Genomic DNA, 15,041 nt, shown 5'->3' with positions numbered 1-15,041 from the left:
GCGGTAAAGGGATTTACCGCTGTTTTACTTGGTGATTACAGAATAAATAACTATATATAATAATTCGCGTCCATAATAAGATACTATCTTCTAGGGAAATAATTATTTGTTCCGAGTGGGCGAAGATACATAGAGCTTTAATGTTATGGGTGGCAGTATGAGAAAGAAAAATATGGATGACTTTTTATTTAAGGAATATGACTCAGCTCAAAATCTTACTTATCATGTAGATGATATGAGAAGCAAGTTAACTCAATTTTTTATTGCGTTGAGTAGTCAGGGCGAGATCGTGAACATTTTGTTAAAAATTAAAAATAGTTTTTTGCCTACAAAACAAATACTTATAGGCCTGTGATATGCAGTTAACTTTATAGTCAGGATCGCCTTCACACTTTTTAATCGTCACTGCACGTCATTTCAGCTCAAAAAATGCGCATGAAATCCAAAAAATGATAATTTCCATGATTTCCATAGTTAACAATTTGCTCACATCCTCACCCTGAAATTTGACCTGGTGATCCGGCTGTGATCTCATGCTCCTTTTCAGGAGTGCTCTCATGTCTATTGATGCCGTTTTCGCTCAGTTCTTCGACAATATTCACGACCCTCGCCAGCATGCCAAGATTTATTATCCCTTCTACGATGTCCTGTTTCTCACCGTCTGTGCCGTGATCGGCGGGGCTGAGGGCTGGGAAGATATTGAGGATTTCGGCGAGGTTCATCTTCCCTGGTTTCAATCCAAGGGACTGTTTAAAAACGGCATTCCTGTCCATGACACCATTGCCAGGATCATCTCCGGCATCAAACCAGAGCCGTTTCAGGCCGCCTTTGTGCGGTGGACTCAAGCCATTAACCAGCACACCGATGGCGCCCTGGTCGCTATCGATGGCAAAACCCTGCGCAGTTCCTATGACCGTGAGGATCGAACGTCGACCATTCACATGGTCAGTGCCTATGCCGCCGCCAATAAGCTGGTGCTCGGACAGATAAAAACCGACGCCAAGTCCAATGAAATTACCGCTATTCCCGAGTTGCTGGCGCTGCTCGACATCAAAGGCTGCCTGGTATCCATCGATGCGATGGGGTGCCAGACCGAGATCGCCGAGACCATCCTTCAGCAAGGTGGCGATTACTTATTGGCCGTCAAAGGCAACCAACCCAAGTTGTTCGAGGCGGTTCGACAGGCCCTCGCCCCGCTGGCGGCCACCCCGTTATGCGCAGAGACGATGACGCTTGAGAAGGCTCATGGCCGCATCGATGGTCGTGAGTACCATGTCATGGCGGCGGGCGAGTTGGCCGCCCAGTTTCCTCATTGGAAACAGTTGCACAGCATTGGCGTGGCCATCTCCTATCGCGTTGAAAATATGCAAAAAATTACCATAGAGCAGCGTTATTTCATCAGTTCCAAAGCGTTGGTGCAGGATGAGTTTGCGCGAGCGGTGCGTGGGCACTGGGCCATCGAAAATAGCCTGCACTGGGTGCTGGACGTCACGATGGGCGAGGATGATTGCCCGATTTATCGCGGTGATGCCGCAGAGATTTTGGCGTGCATCCGGCACATGGGGCTGAACATGCTCAGGGCCGAGACTTCACGCAAGGCGAGCGTAAGACGGAAGCAAAAAATCGCAGGAATGAGCAGTGAATATCTGGAAACGGTACTCAATGCGGGTCTCAAAAAACTGGGTGAAATTTAACAAAATGTTCACGCTCTCACCCTGGTTGAGTAGTATTGCCTTGGCAACTGTATCAGTCATAGTAAAAAAAGATGTTGACGATGATTTTCTAGGCGTGCCTTGGCTGTGGATTTCTGTTGTTTCTTTATTAGTATGCGTAATGCTTGGTTTTTTCTTTGTTCTTATAATTGCCAGGTTGCGGCGCACTCAAATAGAACATTTCCATATAACCAATAATATTAGAGAGTATTTTTTAGAGCAAAGTCCGGAGTCAGAAAAGCTCAAGGGCGTCGTAATGCTCTCTAAAGAAACTATACCTAAGCCAACCAGAAGTAGTGGTTCATATTATTGGGTGTTGTTAATAATAATGTTGACATCATTTCTATTTTCTTTTGCTGTATTTTTAATAACATCACACTTCTCCTTTGATAAGATATTTCAGTGTTTCAGCATGTTATTTGGTTTTATTATATTGGTTTATATACTAGATCAAACTTACATGAGAAATGCTGCATTCGCATTCATTTCTAAAAAGAGTTAACCGCTATTTAATGTTGATATCTTTATATCTTGGATGTTGGCCTTCGCAGGCTCAGCACCAACCTACCGATTGTGTAGGTTGTGGCTGAGCGTAGCGAAGCCCAACGTTTATCGCGTAATCTCTTTTTCCTCCCCCTCATCACCGACCCTTCTCCTCCTTTTCTAATAAACGGGAGAAGGGAGTAATGCCGTTACCGCTGTCCGATTACGCTTCGCTAATCGAACCTACACGGCTGACGATCATATTTCCGATGCTGTTTTATCCCCTCTCCCTCCGGGAGAGGGCAGGATGAGGGCGAGTAGGGTGCAAAGAACGAAGTGAATTGCACCGCTGCTATTTATCTGCCAAAAGGTGTAATGCGCTGCGATTATTACACCCTACTTACCCACGACAGGATGTCATTGCTTGAGACTTGAATTTAACACCATCGATCTGGATCGGGATTACGAACTCTGTGTGCAGGCGCGCAGGGATGCCTATTTTTGCAGTTTTCATACCCATGACGGCTTTGCCGACTTTATCGACGGCTATCGGGAGCGGATCCGCGAAAGGCTAGGGCAAACGCAATGGCACTACCTTCATGTCTGGGCGGGTGAACAACGGGTGGGCCAGCTGGAGTTTCGCAGTTTTTCCGATGAGCCCGAGACCGGTTATGTGCAGCTGATTTATCTGTTCCCCGAATATCGTGGCTGCGGGCTGGCCGCGCAGTTGCAGGCCTATATTCGCCAGCAGTTGCTGGGAGCGGGTTGTAAATGGGCGATCCTCTCCGTGAGTCGTACCAATGTGCGGGCCTTGAATCATTACCGGCGCTTTGGCTGGGTATTTCTGCGCCCCAATCCGAAACATCAGGAGACGGATTTTTATCGGCTGACTCTGGCCGATTGACCTCTGTGGTTGCTCCAGTGTATCCCCTCATTTTTCCTATCCCCCAAATGACTGAATCGTGAGTTAAATCCGGTAAATGGGGCGCGCTTGAGCCACACTTATGGCCACCCTGATTCAGCCTGCGCCGTGAGTGGCCGATAACCGGGGAAACGGTGGTGCGGTGGGGTTCTGGCTGACAGATCTGTTGCAATATGCCAAGGTAGCGCCTCACGACAACAGAGCGATTCCCCGTGGTGGCGCGGGGCGGAAGAACAAGGATAACTGCTATGGTGCAGGACAGTGACACGATCAGGATCTCGGATGTCAGCGAGGCCGTGGTGCATGGCATTCTGGAGGTGACCAGCGATGGCATCTGGGATTGGCATGCCAATACCGGTTTTGTCTATCGCAACCCCGGCTGGTACCGGATGCTGGGCTACGAGCCGCACACCCTCGGCAATACCGTCTTCACCTGGGAGGGGGTGATCCACCCCGACGATCTGCCCGGGGTGATGGCCAAATTCGATGCCTGTCTGAGCGGCCAGGCTTCCGAATATTGTGCCGAGTATCGTTGTCGCTGTCGGGATGGCAGCTACCTGTGGATTGAGGATTGTGGCCGCATCATAGAGCGCAATCCCGATGGCTCTGTGGCGCGGATGATCGGCGCCCACCGCGATATCCATGCCAGCAAGCTGTTGCTGGAGCAGCTGGAGCGGCGCAACCACTCGCTGGAGCAGCAGGTGGCGGATCGCACTGCCGAGCTGGTGCGGCTCAACGAGGAGCTGAAACTGCGGGTGGAGGAGAATCGTCAGTTGGCGGAGACCGATGCCCTGACCGGTGCCGCCAGTCGTTACCGGCTGGAGCGGGCGCTGCAGCTGGAGTGCGAGCGGGCTCGCCGCTTCCATCTGCCTTTTACGGTGATCGCCATGGATGTGGACAACTTCAAGCAGATCAACGACCGCTATGGCCACAACGCCGGGGATCAGACCCTGATCAACATAGTGGCGCTGGTGCGCAGCCATATCCGCGAGATCGATCTGCTGGCTCGCTGGGGCGGCGACGAGTTTATGGTGCTGTTGCCCAATACGAACCGCGAGGATGCCATGGTGGTGGCGACCAAGCTGCAGGCATTGATGGCGAGCGAGTCCATCTGCCCCCATGCCCCTGCGACCATGAGCTTCGGGCTGGCGGAGTATCAGCAGGATGAGCATAAAGAGAGCCTGATGGTGCGTGCCGATCGGGCGCTCTATCAGGCCAAGCAACTGGGCAAAGACCAGATCTGCTAACGGCGCAGCGTGTGGAAGAAGAGCAGTAAAAAGGGCCGCAGGATTGCAACCTGCGGCCCTTTTGTATCTGCGCTTTGCGCATCAGCACACGGTCGGGGCGGTGCGACTTAGAAGTGGTAGCGCAGGCCCAGCTTAAGGGTATCCAGAGAGTAGTGCTCGTCACCCAGACTCAGGGCGTTGAACTGGCGCTCGTAACCGATACCTGCCGAGAAGTGGTCGTTGAAGGCGTAGTCAAGACCCACTTCCAGATTGGGGTGCAGGGTGCCTTTGGTCTCGTTGAGGTTGCCCTGAACGCGGTAGCCCAGCATGGCACCGCTGCCGATGAGTTCCACTTCGGTGCTGGTGTAGGCGATGCCTGGCTTGGCGTAGGCGCTGAAGCCCCAGGCCAGTGGCTGGCTCAGCTTGGCGGCCAGGCTGATGCTGCGGGTGTCGATGGTGGTGTCGGTGAAGCCGGTCAGGCCCGGAGCGTTGACCCACATCAGCTGGCTCATCTGCTGGGCGTGCAGGCCCCCTTCGATGGCCAACCAGTGGTTGAGGTCGTAACCGACGATCAGGCTGCCGCCATCGAGCTGGTCATCGATGATCTTGGCGTCATAGGCCTGTTGGGCTGCGCCATCGAGATCCATATTGGAGGTGGCGAGGTCCAGACCGACATACCAGCCCTGGGCGCAAGCGGCACCGCTGAAGGTCAGGCCGAGCAGAGAGAGCATTGCAACTTTATTGAACTTGTTCATGGATGGATTTGCCCTGTTAATGCGAACTGCGTGTGATTGAATGGCCTCATCCATGAAGCTTATTTATATTCCATCGGGTCTCTATATCAGAGGGCGCGCAGTATAGAGAGACCGTTTGATAATAACAACCCATCGCTGACCAGTTAATGACTGGATATAAATGGCGAGCTGTTTGTGGCTGTTCAAATAATGGTTTGTTTAGAGCTATCACTTTATTTATAAGTGACTAAAATAAGGCGAAATATTTTTTGGCGGTTATTTGGTGCGATATTGGCGTGACGCGCTTGATCTGGCTGGCTATTTTTCTGCCCCGGTCTGCCCCGGTCGATCACCAAGCGCTCGTTAATTAATCGTTTGTCAATCGTGCCGATTGTCAACGGTTTGCCGGTTTTTTGTGCGTGGCCTCGCGAGGAGGGACACGCTACTTTTTTGCCGCTCATTGCATTTTTGCTCTGAAAGCCGATTCAGCAATCACGGTTTATTGCTGTATTTTTGTTCATACGTAGTCTCTTTTGCTGTCAGTTGCGCATCTTGCCCGCTGGCCGGAACGGCTCGTCATGGTGCTGTCGGCCGAGAGGTGATGCTGTTGTCTGCCAACCCTGATGGCTGGTTGGAGAGGGGCGGCATGGCGCGGCGGGAGCAGGAGAGAGGAGCTGTGTTTTCCGGCTGAAAATAGCGATGATGAGCACATTCTCTATTTTATGAAGCGCCGCACAGTCGCAAATAAATAAGTGCGACCATCCCCGCATCATGCATGCCGTGATTGTGTTAGCAATATATTTTTGTCGCAGCAGATGGTTGCCGAAATATTGTTTATTGCGGTGGTGATCACACCAGCCAATTCTATTTTCAGATTGTCACTGATACCCTCCCGAATCCCAATTGTCAGAAGTCATCTTCGCTGTGATTGGGCCGCAATCGTGCAGTAACAGGGGTATGTTTATGTCAACAATCTTGATTCTGGTGGTGGTGGGGCTGGTTGCCTACGCCATGCTCAAGCGGTTCAATCCGCAGGCGACCTTGCTGACCGCGGGTCTGGTGCTGCTGGCGTATGCCCAGTGGGCGGGGATCTCGTCGATCCTGCCAGCCGAAAACAGTCAGGGCTTCTGGTTCTTCGACCTGTGGGAGAAGTTCGCCATGGTGACCAACTCCCGCCTCGCCTCGACCGGTCTGACGCTGGTGGCGATCGCCGGGGTGGCGACCTACCTCAACCAGATTGGCGCCTCGGCGGCACTGGTGAAGGCCACATCGCGCCCCATCATGGCGCTGAAGAACCCCTATCTGCTGCTGGCGATCATCCTGCTGCTGGTCTCTATCCTCTATGTCTTTATCACCGGGGCAACCTCGCTCTCCCTGCTGTTGATGGGCACCCTCTATCCGCTGCTGCGCAACGCCGGGATCAGCGCCAAGACGGCGGTGGCGACCATCGTTATCCCCACCGCGTGGGAGTTTGGCCCCGGCCAGATCAATGCGGTGATCGGGGCCAAGGCGATCAATATCGAGGTGATGCCGTTCGTGGTGAACCATCAGCTGTTGTTCCAGATCGCACTGCTGGTGACCATTCCGTTCGTCAACATCATGTGGCAGCGCCACTGTGACCGCAAAGATGGCCACGATGCGGCAGCCGAGCGGGGCAAGTATCTGCACGAACTGGAGGCGAAACACGAGAACACGCCGGGTTATTACGCTCTGTTGCCGGTGATCCCCTTCGTCTTTCTGTTCGGCTTCTCCGAGCTGTTTGTCAGCGCCATCAAGATGACCATTCCGGTGGCCATGATGTCCACCATGACGCTCTGCATCATTATCGAGGCGCTGCGTTACCGCTCTCTCAACAAGGCGTTCGCCAACTTCGAGGCGTGGCTGACCGGCACCGGTATGATCTTTGGCAGCGTGCTGACCCTGATGCTGGCGGCCGAGTTCTTCTCCGCCGGTCTCACCAATATCGGCGCCATCACCCAGCTGATCGAGCTGGCCAAGTCGTTCGATCTCAATCCGCTCGGGCTGTCGCTGGTCTTCTCGCTCTTTATCCTGCTGACCGCCTTTATCACCGGCTCGGGCAACGCCCCGGTGATGGCCTTTATTCCCATCGTGCCGCTGGTCTCCGGCCAGTTCGACATCAACCCGCTGCTGCTGCTGGTGCCGATCCTGTTTGCCGCCGGGATTGGCCGCACCATTTCGCCGGTGGCCGGGGTGATCATCACGGTCGCCGGTATCGCCAATCTGAGTCCGGTGGATGTGGTGAAACGCACCTTCGTCCCCATGATGGCGAGTATGGCGGTGGTGATGGTGCTGACCGCGATCCGCTATATCTGATTGCTGAAACCAGGATGCAAGCGTCTGCCCTCGGCAGGCGCTTTTTTTGTGCCCGATAGCGGGTGGCAATAGCGATTTGCGCGATGGGAGAGGGGGCGGGTGTTGCTTTTATCGCCGGATGCGGGCAAAAGAAAAGAGCGGTGCTTTTGCAAGCCCGCTCAATGCCAGGAAAGAGAAAAAACCTTGCGGTTTAAAAGATAAAAATTTGGAAGCAAACAATCGATTTCTCAACCAGGAAGGGTCTTGAATTCGATACGTTTCGATTATGCGCGATGTTCTATGCAGCACTAGCAAAATGTTTGCGGGTTGAAAGATATGCACTGTCTGGTGTCACATTCTGCGACCTCATCGTTCAACTGGTCTGTCCTCACGGGAATATGCGGCGATTTTTTCTCTAGGCTGTTTTTTCGGTGTCAATATCTGAGCCTTGAAGGTAAAAACAGGTCAGAAGCTGACTCGGCATAACCATGCAATGAAAGTGCGATAACAAGGAAGAGTGGCATGACCTACAGCCAGACCCTGGCCAACAATATTCTCGACACCCTGAAGAAGACCCTGACCGACAAGGGGATCCGCTATCAGACGCTGGCGGAGGCGATGGGCGTCTCCATCGCGACCGTGAAGCGGATGATGAACAAGCCCTCCCTGCCGTTCGATACCCTGCTGGAGATCTGCCATCTGGTGGGACTCTCGTTCGAGGAGCTGCTGGATCGCACTCAGGACGCCCAGAGCCGCCGCGCCGTCTTTACCCAGGAGCAGGACGAGGCGTTTCACAACGAGCCGGGGCTCTACGCCTTTCTCGCCAATATCTTCTGGCGCGACAAGACGCTGATCGATCTCAAGCGGGAGTACGGCCTGACCGATGCCTCCTGCTACCTCTATCTGCGCAAGCTGGAGAAGCTCGGCATTTTGCAGCTCGGTATCGATAACAGCTACCACTTCCTCATCAGCGAGCGGATCAGCTTCGAGCAGCACAGCCGCTTCGCCCGCCAGCAGGCGCGGCAGGCGATGTCGGTGCTGGGGGAGTATCTGGTGGAGAACATGCACAAGTCGAACAACTATATGGCACTCTGTCAGCTGCACCTCAACGAGGGGGAGGCGATGGCGCTGATCGACCGGATGAAGGAGTACTGGCATCAGGAGATCAAGCTCAACCGCCCCGCCATCGGCCAGCAGGAGCACGCCAAGACCTACACCATGTCGCTGCAACTGGCCGACTGCGGCTATCAGAGCTTCGACGACATGATCCCCAATATCGACAACTGATCCCGGCGGATCCTGTGGGATCCGCTGTGTTGGCGTCCGATTATTCCGTGAGTTGAACGGTCTGCAATCTCCCTGTGGCCGGTTGCAACGCCCGCGTATCGAGACAGATGCGGATCGCATCCGGTCGCCAGTGCTCGATATCGCAATCCACCAGCCCCCCTCGCTCGTCATAGTTGACCCGCACCAGCCGCAGCACTGCGCTCCCTTCCGCCAGATTGAGGGCACGGGCGATGGCGCCCCGCGCCGCCGAGGGGGTGATCTCGAGACTCGCCCCGCCCTGGCCTATGCCATAACGCTGCTGATAGAGCTCGGTGAGGGAGCTGGCCAGCGGCGCACTGGCGATATCGGGAAAGCGGCTCGCCAGCAGGTGATGGCTGACGTGGAGCACGGGGCGGCCATCGATCAGCCGCTGGCGGCGAATTTCATAGAGCGGGGTAAAAGGATCCAGCCCCATCCAGCGGCACAGTTCGCTGCTGGCCAGCGCACTGCCGTGGGCCAGCACCCGGGTTTCGGCGGTGCGTTGCTGCTCGCCGATCCACTGGTGAAAGTGGGTGTGGATGGCGGGATCGTAGGTGAGGCGGGGCGGCGCCACGAACCAGCCGCGCCGCTCGGCCCGGTAGATCAGGCCATCCGCTTCGAGGCTGGAGAGCGCCTCCTTGATGGTGATGCGGGTAGTGGCGAATCGCTCGCTCAGCGCCCGTTCTGCGGGTAGCTGTTGCCCGGCCCCCAATTGGCCGCTGTCGATATAGCGGCGCAGGGTCTGGCAAATCTGTTCACACTTGGAGGCGCGGCCATCGGCCGCTACCCGTTCGCTCAATCTCGGTTCAATCACGCTCGTATCCCTGTCGCTCATTCTGGCTGTGCGGGCTGGCCTGGCCCTTGTTGGTTCAGCCCTTGCTGGAATAGTCCTGCCTCACTCGGGTTCAGAGTTGTAACCGCGCAGGATGACAGCGGCGTGACAGGGTGATTGTCATCAAACTGCCATCAAAGCGCCCCGCCACCGTCATATTTCCCCTCTAGCATCCCTCTCGAACCTTAACTGACCTAGTCCAGAGGGATGGGATGATGAAAAGCGTGATCGCAAGTGCACTGGCCCTGGTGGCCATCAGCCAACCACTTTTTGCAGCCGACAATATCGCGGATCTCGAGAAGGCCGCTCGCGGCGAGGGGCAACTCAGCAGTATCGGCATGCCCGACAGCTGGGCCAACTGGAAGGATACCTGGCAGCAGCTCGGCAGCATCTACGGCATCAAGCATCAGGATACCGACATGAGCTCGGCGCAGGAGATCGCCAAGTTCGCCGCCGAGAAGGCCAATGCCACCGCCGACATCGGCGACGTGGGCGGCGCCTTCGGTCCGGTGGCGGTCAAGCAGGGGGTGACCCAGCCCTACAAACCCTCCACCTGGGCCGATATTCCCAACTGGGCCAAAGATGCGGACGGTCACTGGATGCTGGCCTATACCGGCACCATCGCCTTCCTGATCAACAAGGATCTGGTCAAGGCGGCCCCCACCAGCTGGCAATCCCTGCTGGGGGGCGACTACAAGGTGACCCTGGGTGATGTGGGCGTGGCCTCTCAAGCCAACAACGGCGTGCTGGCGGCGGCCTATGCCACCGGCGGCAGCGAGAAGAACCTCAAGCCCGCGCTGGAGTTGTTCGGTCAGCTGGCCAAACAGGGTCGCCTGTCGCTGAACGACCCGACCATCGCCAACATCGAGAAGGGCGAGGTGGAAGTGGGGGTGCTGTGGGACTTCAACGCCTTGAACTACCGCGACCAGATCGACCCCAAGAAGTTTGACGTGGTGATCCCGAGCGACGGCTCCGTCATCGCCGGCTACACCACCATCATCAACAAGTGGGCCAAGAACCCCAACGCCGCCAAATTGGCCCGTGAATACATCCTCTCCGATGCCGGTCAAATCAACCTGGCCCGTGGCTATGCCCGCCCGATCCGCAGCAACGTTGCGCTGCCGGATGACGTGAAGGCCAAGCTGCTGCCGGCCGAGCAGTATGCCAATGCCAAGCCGGTGCAGGATCACGCCGCCTGGGAGCAGAGCTCCAAAGCCCTGCCGCGTCAGTGGCAAGAAACCGTCATGATCAACATGCAGTAAGGGAATCCAGTGCAACACAAGGTGATAGTGGTACTTGTGGATGGTCTGGCAGCCGAGGTAGCCCACACCATGGGCTACCTCGGTGGCATGGTGGAGGCGGGGCGGGGCCTGCATACGACCCTGAATGCTGCTCTGCCGTCTCTCTCCCGACCCCTCTACGAGTGCATCCTGACCGGCGTGCCGCCGGTGGCGAGCGGCATCACCCACAACGGGGTGAGTCGTCTCAGTCTGCATGACTCCATCTTCCATCTGGCCCGCGCCGCGGGTAAACGCACCGCAGCGGCGGCCTACTACTGGGTGAGCGAACTTTACAACCAGAGCCCCTGGCAGGCGGCTCGTGATCGCTATACCCATGACGAGCAGCTGCCGATCCAGCACGGCTGCTTCTACTGGGATGACAACTACCCCGACAGCCATCTGCTGATGGATGGGGAGTGGCTGCGTAGCCAGTACGATCCCGATTTTCTGCTGATCCACCCGATGGGGGTGGATGACGCCGGCCACAAGTTTGGCCTCGATTCACGCCAGTACCGCAATCAGGCGCGCCGGATGGACAGCCTGCTGGCCGACCTGCTGCCCCAGTGGCTGGCGGAGGGGTATCAGGTGGTGATCACTTCGGATCACGGCATGAACAACGATCTGAGCCACGGCGGCACCCTGTCCGAAGAGCGCACGGTGCCGCTCTGGCTGTTTGGCGATGCCTTTATCGAGCGCTGGCCGGATGGGGTGGTGATCGCCCAGACCCAGCTCTGCGCCCTGATGGCCGATCTGCTGGGCATTCCCCACGACAAGCCGGTGGCTCCCCCGCTGCTCAAGACCGCCTTTATGCGCGAGGTGCACTGATGATGCCTGCAACCACCGAGATCCTGGTGGATCAACCCGTGGCAACCAAGCACAAGGCGCGCCGCCACTGGCTGCCCGCGCTGGTGCTGCTGCCGTTTGTCCTGTTGATGATCCTGTTCCAGCTCGCCCCCATGGTGTGGGTGCTGGTGGGCAGTTTTCAGACCCCGGATGGCTGGGGCCTCGACTACTATCGGGAGATTTTGAGCTCTCCCTTCTACCTGCAATCGTTCGGCAACTCGTTGCGCATCGCCGGTATCGCCAGTCTGGCGGGGCTTGCCATCGGTACGCTGGGGGCGGCGGCGCTGCGCCACAGCGGCGAGCGGGTCAAGCGGCTGCTGCTGGCCTTTGTCACCATGACCGGTAACTTCAGCGGGGTGCCGCTGGCGTTCGCCTTCATCATCATTCTCGGCATCAATGGTGCGGTGACCCTGCTGTTGAAATCCTGGGGCTGGATCGACGGCTTCAACCTCTACTCGGGGTCGGGCCTTATCCTCATCTACACCTACTTCCAGATCCCGCTCGCCCTGCTGCTGCTCTATCCGGCCTTCGATGCGCTGCAGGATGAGTGGCCGCAAGCGGCCGCGCTGCTGGGGGCGAGCAAGGGGCAGTATGTGTGGCACGTGGCGCTGCCGGTGCTGACGCCTGCGCTGCTCGGCACCCTGATCATCCTGTTTGCCAACGCGGTGGGGGCCTATGCCTCCGCCTACGCCCTCACCACCGGCAACTTCAATCTGGTGACCATCCGGGTGGCCAGTCTGGTCTCCGGCGACATCTTCCTCGAGCCCAATATGGCGGCGGCGCTGGCGGTGATCCTGATGGTGCTGCTGGGGGTAGTGACGGCCGCCAACCAGTGGCTGCTGAAAAAGAGCTATGTGAACAAGGGGCAATCCCATGCATGATTTGACGCCGCGCTGGCCCAAGTGGGTGCTGGGTGGACTGGTTGCCACCCTGCTGTTGCCGCTGCTGGCTACCTTTCTCTACTCCATCTCCACCCGCTGGGGGGCGACCCTGCTGCCGGATGGCTTCACTCTCGACTGGTATCTCAAGCTGTGGGGCGATCCGCGCTTTCTCGCGGCGTTTGGCCGAAGCCTCTTGGTCTGCTTCGCCACCCTGCTGCTGGGCACGCTAGTGCTGGTACCGACCGTGCTGGTGGTGGCCTACTACTTCCCGAAGCTGGATCCCTGGATGAACCTGCTGATCCTGCTCCCCTTCGCGGTGCCACCCGTGGTCTCGTCGGTGGGGCTGCTGCAGATCTACGCCGACGGTCCGCTGCCCATAGTCGGCACGCCGTGGATCCTGATCGGCACCTGGTTCACCGTGGTGCTGCCCTTTATGTACCGGGCGCTGGCCAACAGCCTGCAAGGGGTGCCGCTCAGGGATCTGATGGATGCCGCCCACCTGCTGGGGGCCAGCAGTGCCCGCGCCTTCGCGCTGGTGGTGATCCCCTGCCTGCGCAAGGGGCTGCTGGCGGCGCTGTTTCTGTCGCTTTCCTTCCTGCTCGGGGAGTTCGTGTTTGCCAACATGCTGGTGGGCACCCGTTACGAGACCCTGCAGGTCTACCTCTACAACATGCGCGCCACCTCGGGCCACTTCACCAGTGCGCTGGTGATGAGCTATTTCCTGCTGACCCTGCTGCTCACCTGGGCGGCCAATAGATTTCATCGGTGATCCAAGATGTTTCATTTAGAAGTCAATCAGTTGCACAAATCCTACGGCGATACTCCGGTGTTCGAGGGGATTGAATTCGGCATTCGCAAGGGGGAGCTGGTGACCCTGCTCGGTCCCTCTGGCTGCGGCAAATCGACCCTGCTGAGGGCGCTGGCCGGGCTCACTCCGGTGGATGGTGGTCAGGTGCGGGTGGCCGGTGAAGACATCACCTGGCAGGCGCCCCAGAAGCGGGGAATCGGCATGGTGTTCCAGAGCTATGCGTTGTTCCCCAACATGACGGTGTGGGACAACGTCGCCTTCGGCCTCAAGATGAAACCCCAGCCGGGGCGGGAGCTCTCGGCCAGCGTGCAGGAAGCATTGGAATTGGTGGAGCTGACCGGCTTCGAGCGCCGCTATCCGGCCGAGCTCTCCGGCGGCCAGCGCCAGCGGGTGGCGCTCGCCCGTGCTCTGGTGGTGCAGCCACGGATCCTGCTGCTGGACGAGCCGCTCTCGGCGCTGGATGCCCGCATCCGCCGCAGCCTGCGCCAGCAGATCCGCGAGATCCAGCAGCGCCTCGAGCTCACCACCATCTTCGTGACCCACGATCAGGAGGAGGCGCTCACCCTGTCGGATCGGGTCTTCCTGATGAACAAGGGATCCATCGTCCAGAGCGGCACGCCGGAGCAGATCTATACCCGCCCCGCCAGCGAGTTTGTGGCGGGCTTTATCGGCAACTACAACCTGCTTGGCGCCGAGCAGGGCAAGTCGCTGTTCGGCCCCCGTTTTCAGGGCAAGCTGGCGCTGCGGCCGGAGTCCATCACCCTGCTGCCCGCCGGGGCGACCAGCAGCGAGCCCAGCCTGCCCGGCATCGTGCGTCAGCAACAGCTGCTCGGCAACGTGATCCGCTATCAGGTGGAGTGCGAGGTGGGGCTGTTGACAGTGGATTGCCTCAACCGCTCGGCTGGCGATCTGCTGGCCACCGGCAGTGCCGTGACCCTGGCGGTGGCCCGGGATCAGCTCTGTGAGGTAGCATGACGCCTCGTTTCATTTTCGTTGTTACCGCAAGGAGCCCTCATGGCACTGGCACTGTTTGATCTGGACGAGACCCTGATTGCCGGGGATTCCGCCAGCCTCTGGCTGGAGTACATGGTGGCCGAGGAGCTGGCCCCCGCCAGCATGATTGCCGAGGAGCAGGGGATGATGTCCCTCTACCATCAGGGCAAGATGGATATGCACCAGTACATGGCTTTCACCCTGCAGCCGCTGGTGGGCAAGTCGCGCCAGTGGCTCAGCCAGCAGTGCCACCACTTTGCCGAGCAGGTGCTGCGCGAGCGCCTCTACCCCGAGGGGCTGGCACGTATCGAGTGGCATCGGGAGCGGGGCGATGAGCTGGTGCTGATATCCGCCTCCGGCGAGCATCTGGTGGCCCCCATGGCGAAGATGCTGGGGATGGATCACTGTGTCGCCATCCTGCTCGATGAGGAGGAGGGGATGCTGACTGGTCAGACCCGCGGCACCCTCAGTTTTCGCGAAGGCAAGGTGGCCCGCATCAACCAGCTGTTTGCCGGGCGGGAGAACCTCTGGCAGGGGAGCTTTGGTTACAGCGACTCCCACAACGATCTGCCCATGCTGCGGGCGGTGAGCCATCCCCATACGGTCAATCCGGCCCCCGCCCTGCGCCAGCAGGCCGAGGAGCTGGGCTGGCCGGTGTGGGAGTGGCAGCGCTGAGTCGCATGCTCACACAGGCTTAACGTGCGGTAAG

At 57.8% G+C, this 15,041-nt stretch carries 14 protein-coding genes; 11 read left to right on the top strand and 3 right to left on the bottom strand.

Annotation, left to right across the window (positions count from 1 at the left end):
* Positions 1–557: 557 nt before the first annotated feature.
* The 3 genes from I6G90_RS14590 to I6G90_RS14580 all read left to right on the top strand — a co-directional run bounded on the left by I6G90_RS14590 (position 558) and on the right by I6G90_RS14580 (position 4,364).
* On the top strand, positions 558–1,694 hold the full coding sequence (locus I6G90_RS14590) for an ISAs1-like element ISAs12 family transposase (protein WP_021141311.1): 1,137 nt from the start codon (positions 558–560) through the stop codon (positions 1,692–1,694).
* A 925-nt stretch (positions 1,695–2,619) separates the two neighbouring features.
* The gene (locus I6G90_RS14585; RefSeq protein WP_197928100.1) at positions 2,620–3,099 is read left to right on the top strand and encodes a GNAT family N-acetyltransferase; all 480 of its coding nucleotides are present in this window, start codon (positions 2,620–2,622) and stop codon (positions 3,097–3,099) included.
* Between the two features lie 266 nt (positions 3,100–3,365).
* A complete protein-coding gene (locus I6G90_RS14580) occupies positions 3,366–4,364 on the top strand; it encodes a sensor domain-containing diguanylate cyclase (RefSeq protein ID WP_197928098.1) in 999 nt (332 codons plus the stop codon).
* Between the two features lie 107 nt (positions 4,365–4,471).
* Here I6G90_RS14580 and I6G90_RS14575 read toward each other — a convergent pair whose 3' ends face one another.
* Both I6G90_RS14575 and I6G90_RS14570 read right to left on the bottom strand, forming a co-directional pair.
* On the bottom strand, positions 4,472–5,098 hold the full coding sequence (locus tag I6G90_RS14575) for a porin family protein (RefSeq protein WP_197928096.1): 627 nt from the start codon (positions 5,096–5,098) through the stop codon (positions 4,472–4,474).
* Between the two features lie 212 nt (positions 5,099–5,310).
* Positions 5,311–5,538, bottom strand: coding sequence for a hypothetical protein (locus tag I6G90_RS14570; RefSeq protein ID WP_197928094.1), 228 nt, complete (start codon positions 5,536–5,538; stop codon positions 5,311–5,313).
* Positions 5,539–6,040: 502 nt separating this feature from the next.
* Here I6G90_RS14570 and dcuC point away from each other — a divergent pair.
* Both dcuC and I6G90_RS14560 read left to right on the top strand, forming a co-directional pair.
* Complete coding sequence (dcuC, locus tag I6G90_RS14565) at positions 6,041–7,411, top strand: C4-dicarboxylate transporter DcuC (RefSeq protein WP_042061647.1); 1,371 nt, start codon at positions 6,041–6,043, stop codon at positions 7,409–7,411.
* Positions 7,412–7,912: 501 nt separating this feature from the next.
* Positions 7,913–8,677, top strand: coding sequence for a helix-turn-helix domain-containing protein (locus I6G90_RS14560; protein WP_005336490.1), 765 nt, complete (start codon positions 7,913–7,915; stop codon positions 8,675–8,677).
* Positions 8,678–8,717: 40 nt separating this feature from the next.
* Here I6G90_RS14560 and I6G90_RS14555 read toward each other — a convergent pair whose 3' ends face one another.
* Positions 8,718–9,530 carry a UTRA domain-containing protein gene (locus I6G90_RS14555; RefSeq protein ID WP_197928092.1) on the bottom strand — a complete coding sequence of 271 codons (813 nt, stop codon included), beginning with the start codon at positions 9,528–9,530 and terminating at the stop codon, positions 8,718–8,720.
* 212 nt (positions 9,531–9,742) lie between these two features.
* Between I6G90_RS14555 and I6G90_RS14550 the strand changes: the two genes are divergently transcribed.
* From I6G90_RS14550 to I6G90_RS14525, 6 genes are read left to right on the top strand one after another with little or no spacing between them, the layout of a single operon-like run.
* Complete coding sequence (locus tag I6G90_RS14550) at positions 9,743–10,789, top strand: ABC transporter substrate-binding protein (protein ID WP_197928090.1); 1,047 nt, start codon at positions 9,743–9,745, stop codon at positions 10,787–10,789.
* Positions 10,790–10,798: 9 nt separating this feature from the next.
* Positions 10,799–11,632 carry an alkaline phosphatase family protein gene (locus tag I6G90_RS14545; RefSeq protein ID WP_197928088.1) on the top strand — a complete coding sequence of 278 codons (834 nt, stop codon included), beginning with the start codon at positions 10,799–10,801 and terminating at the stop codon, positions 11,630–11,632.
* The gene (locus I6G90_RS14540) at positions 11,632–12,531 is read left to right on the top strand and encodes an ABC transporter permease (protein WP_197928086.1); all 900 of its coding nucleotides are present in this window, start codon (positions 11,632–11,634) and stop codon (positions 12,529–12,531) included. The genes I6G90_RS14545 and I6G90_RS14540 overlap by 1 nt, the downstream gene beginning before the upstream one ends.
* Entirely contained in the window at positions 12,524–13,300 is a 777-nt protein-coding gene (locus tag I6G90_RS14535; RefSeq protein ID WP_197928084.1) for an ABC transporter permease, read from the top strand. Before I6G90_RS14540 ends, I6G90_RS14535 begins: the two co-directional genes overlap by 8 nt.
* Positions 13,301–13,306: 6 nt before the next feature.
* Positions 13,307–14,314 carry an ABC transporter ATP-binding protein gene (locus I6G90_RS14530; protein WP_197928082.1) on the top strand — a complete coding sequence of 336 codons (1,008 nt, stop codon included), beginning with the start codon at positions 13,307–13,309 and terminating at the stop codon, positions 14,312–14,314.
* A gap of 39 nt (positions 14,315–14,353) precedes the next feature.
* Positions 14,354–15,007, top strand: coding sequence for an HAD family hydrolase (locus I6G90_RS14525; protein ID WP_197928080.1), 654 nt, complete (start codon positions 14,354–14,356; stop codon positions 15,005–15,007).
* The last annotated feature ends 34 nt before the right edge of the window (positions 15,008–15,041 follow it).

Origin of the sequence: Aeromonas allosaccharophila (assembly GCF_016026615.1) — a bacterium.
In the GTDB taxonomy this organism is placed as follows: Bacteria; Pseudomonadota; Gammaproteobacteria; order Enterobacterales; family Aeromonadaceae; genus Aeromonas; species Aeromonas allosaccharophila.
This window is presented reverse-complemented; position numbering and strand designations above follow the sequence as displayed.

Bases quoted from the DNA above. Each gene is read 5' to 3' on its own strand.
- I6G90_RS14590 (WP_021141311.1), top strand. From the start codon at position 558: ATGTCTATTGATGCCGTTTTCGCTCAGTTCTTCGACAATATTCACGAC.
- I6G90_RS14580 (WP_197928098.1), top strand. From the start codon at position 3,366: ATGGTGCAGGACAGTGACACGATCAGGATCTCGGATGTCAGCGAGGCC.
- I6G90_RS14575 (WP_197928096.1), bottom strand. From the start codon at position 5,098: ATGAACAAGTTCAATAAAGTTGCAATGCTCTCTCTGCTCGGCCTGACC.
- I6G90_RS14570 (WP_197928094.1), bottom strand. From the start codon at position 5,538: ATGAGCGGCAAAAAAGTAGCGTGTCCCTCCTCGCGAGGCCACGCACAA.
- dcuC (WP_042061647.1), top strand. From the start codon at position 6,041: ATGTCAACAATCTTGATTCTGGTGGTGGTGGGGCTGGTTGCCTACGCC.
- I6G90_RS14560 (WP_005336490.1), top strand. From the start codon at position 7,913: ATGACCTACAGCCAGACCCTGGCCAACAATATTCTCGACACCCTGAAG.
- I6G90_RS14555 (WP_197928092.1), bottom strand. From the start codon at position 9,530: ATGAGCGACAGGGATACGAGCGTGATTGAACCGAGATTGAGCGAACGG.
- I6G90_RS14550 (WP_197928090.1), top strand. From the start codon at position 9,743: ATGAAAAGCGTGATCGCAAGTGCACTGGCCCTGGTGGCCATCAGCCAA.
- I6G90_RS14540 (WP_197928086.1), top strand. From the start codon at position 11,632: ATGATGCCTGCAACCACCGAGATCCTGGTGGATCAACCCGTGGCAACC.
- I6G90_RS14535 (WP_197928084.1), top strand. From the start codon at position 12,524: ATGCATGATTTGACGCCGCGCTGGCCCAAGTGGGTGCTGGGTGGACTG.
- I6G90_RS14530 (WP_197928082.1), top strand. From the start codon at position 13,307: ATGTTTCATTTAGAAGTCAATCAGTTGCACAAATCCTACGGCGATACT.
- I6G90_RS14525 (WP_197928080.1), top strand. From the start codon at position 14,354: ATGGCACTGGCACTGTTTGATCTGGACGAGACCCTGATTGCCGGGGAT.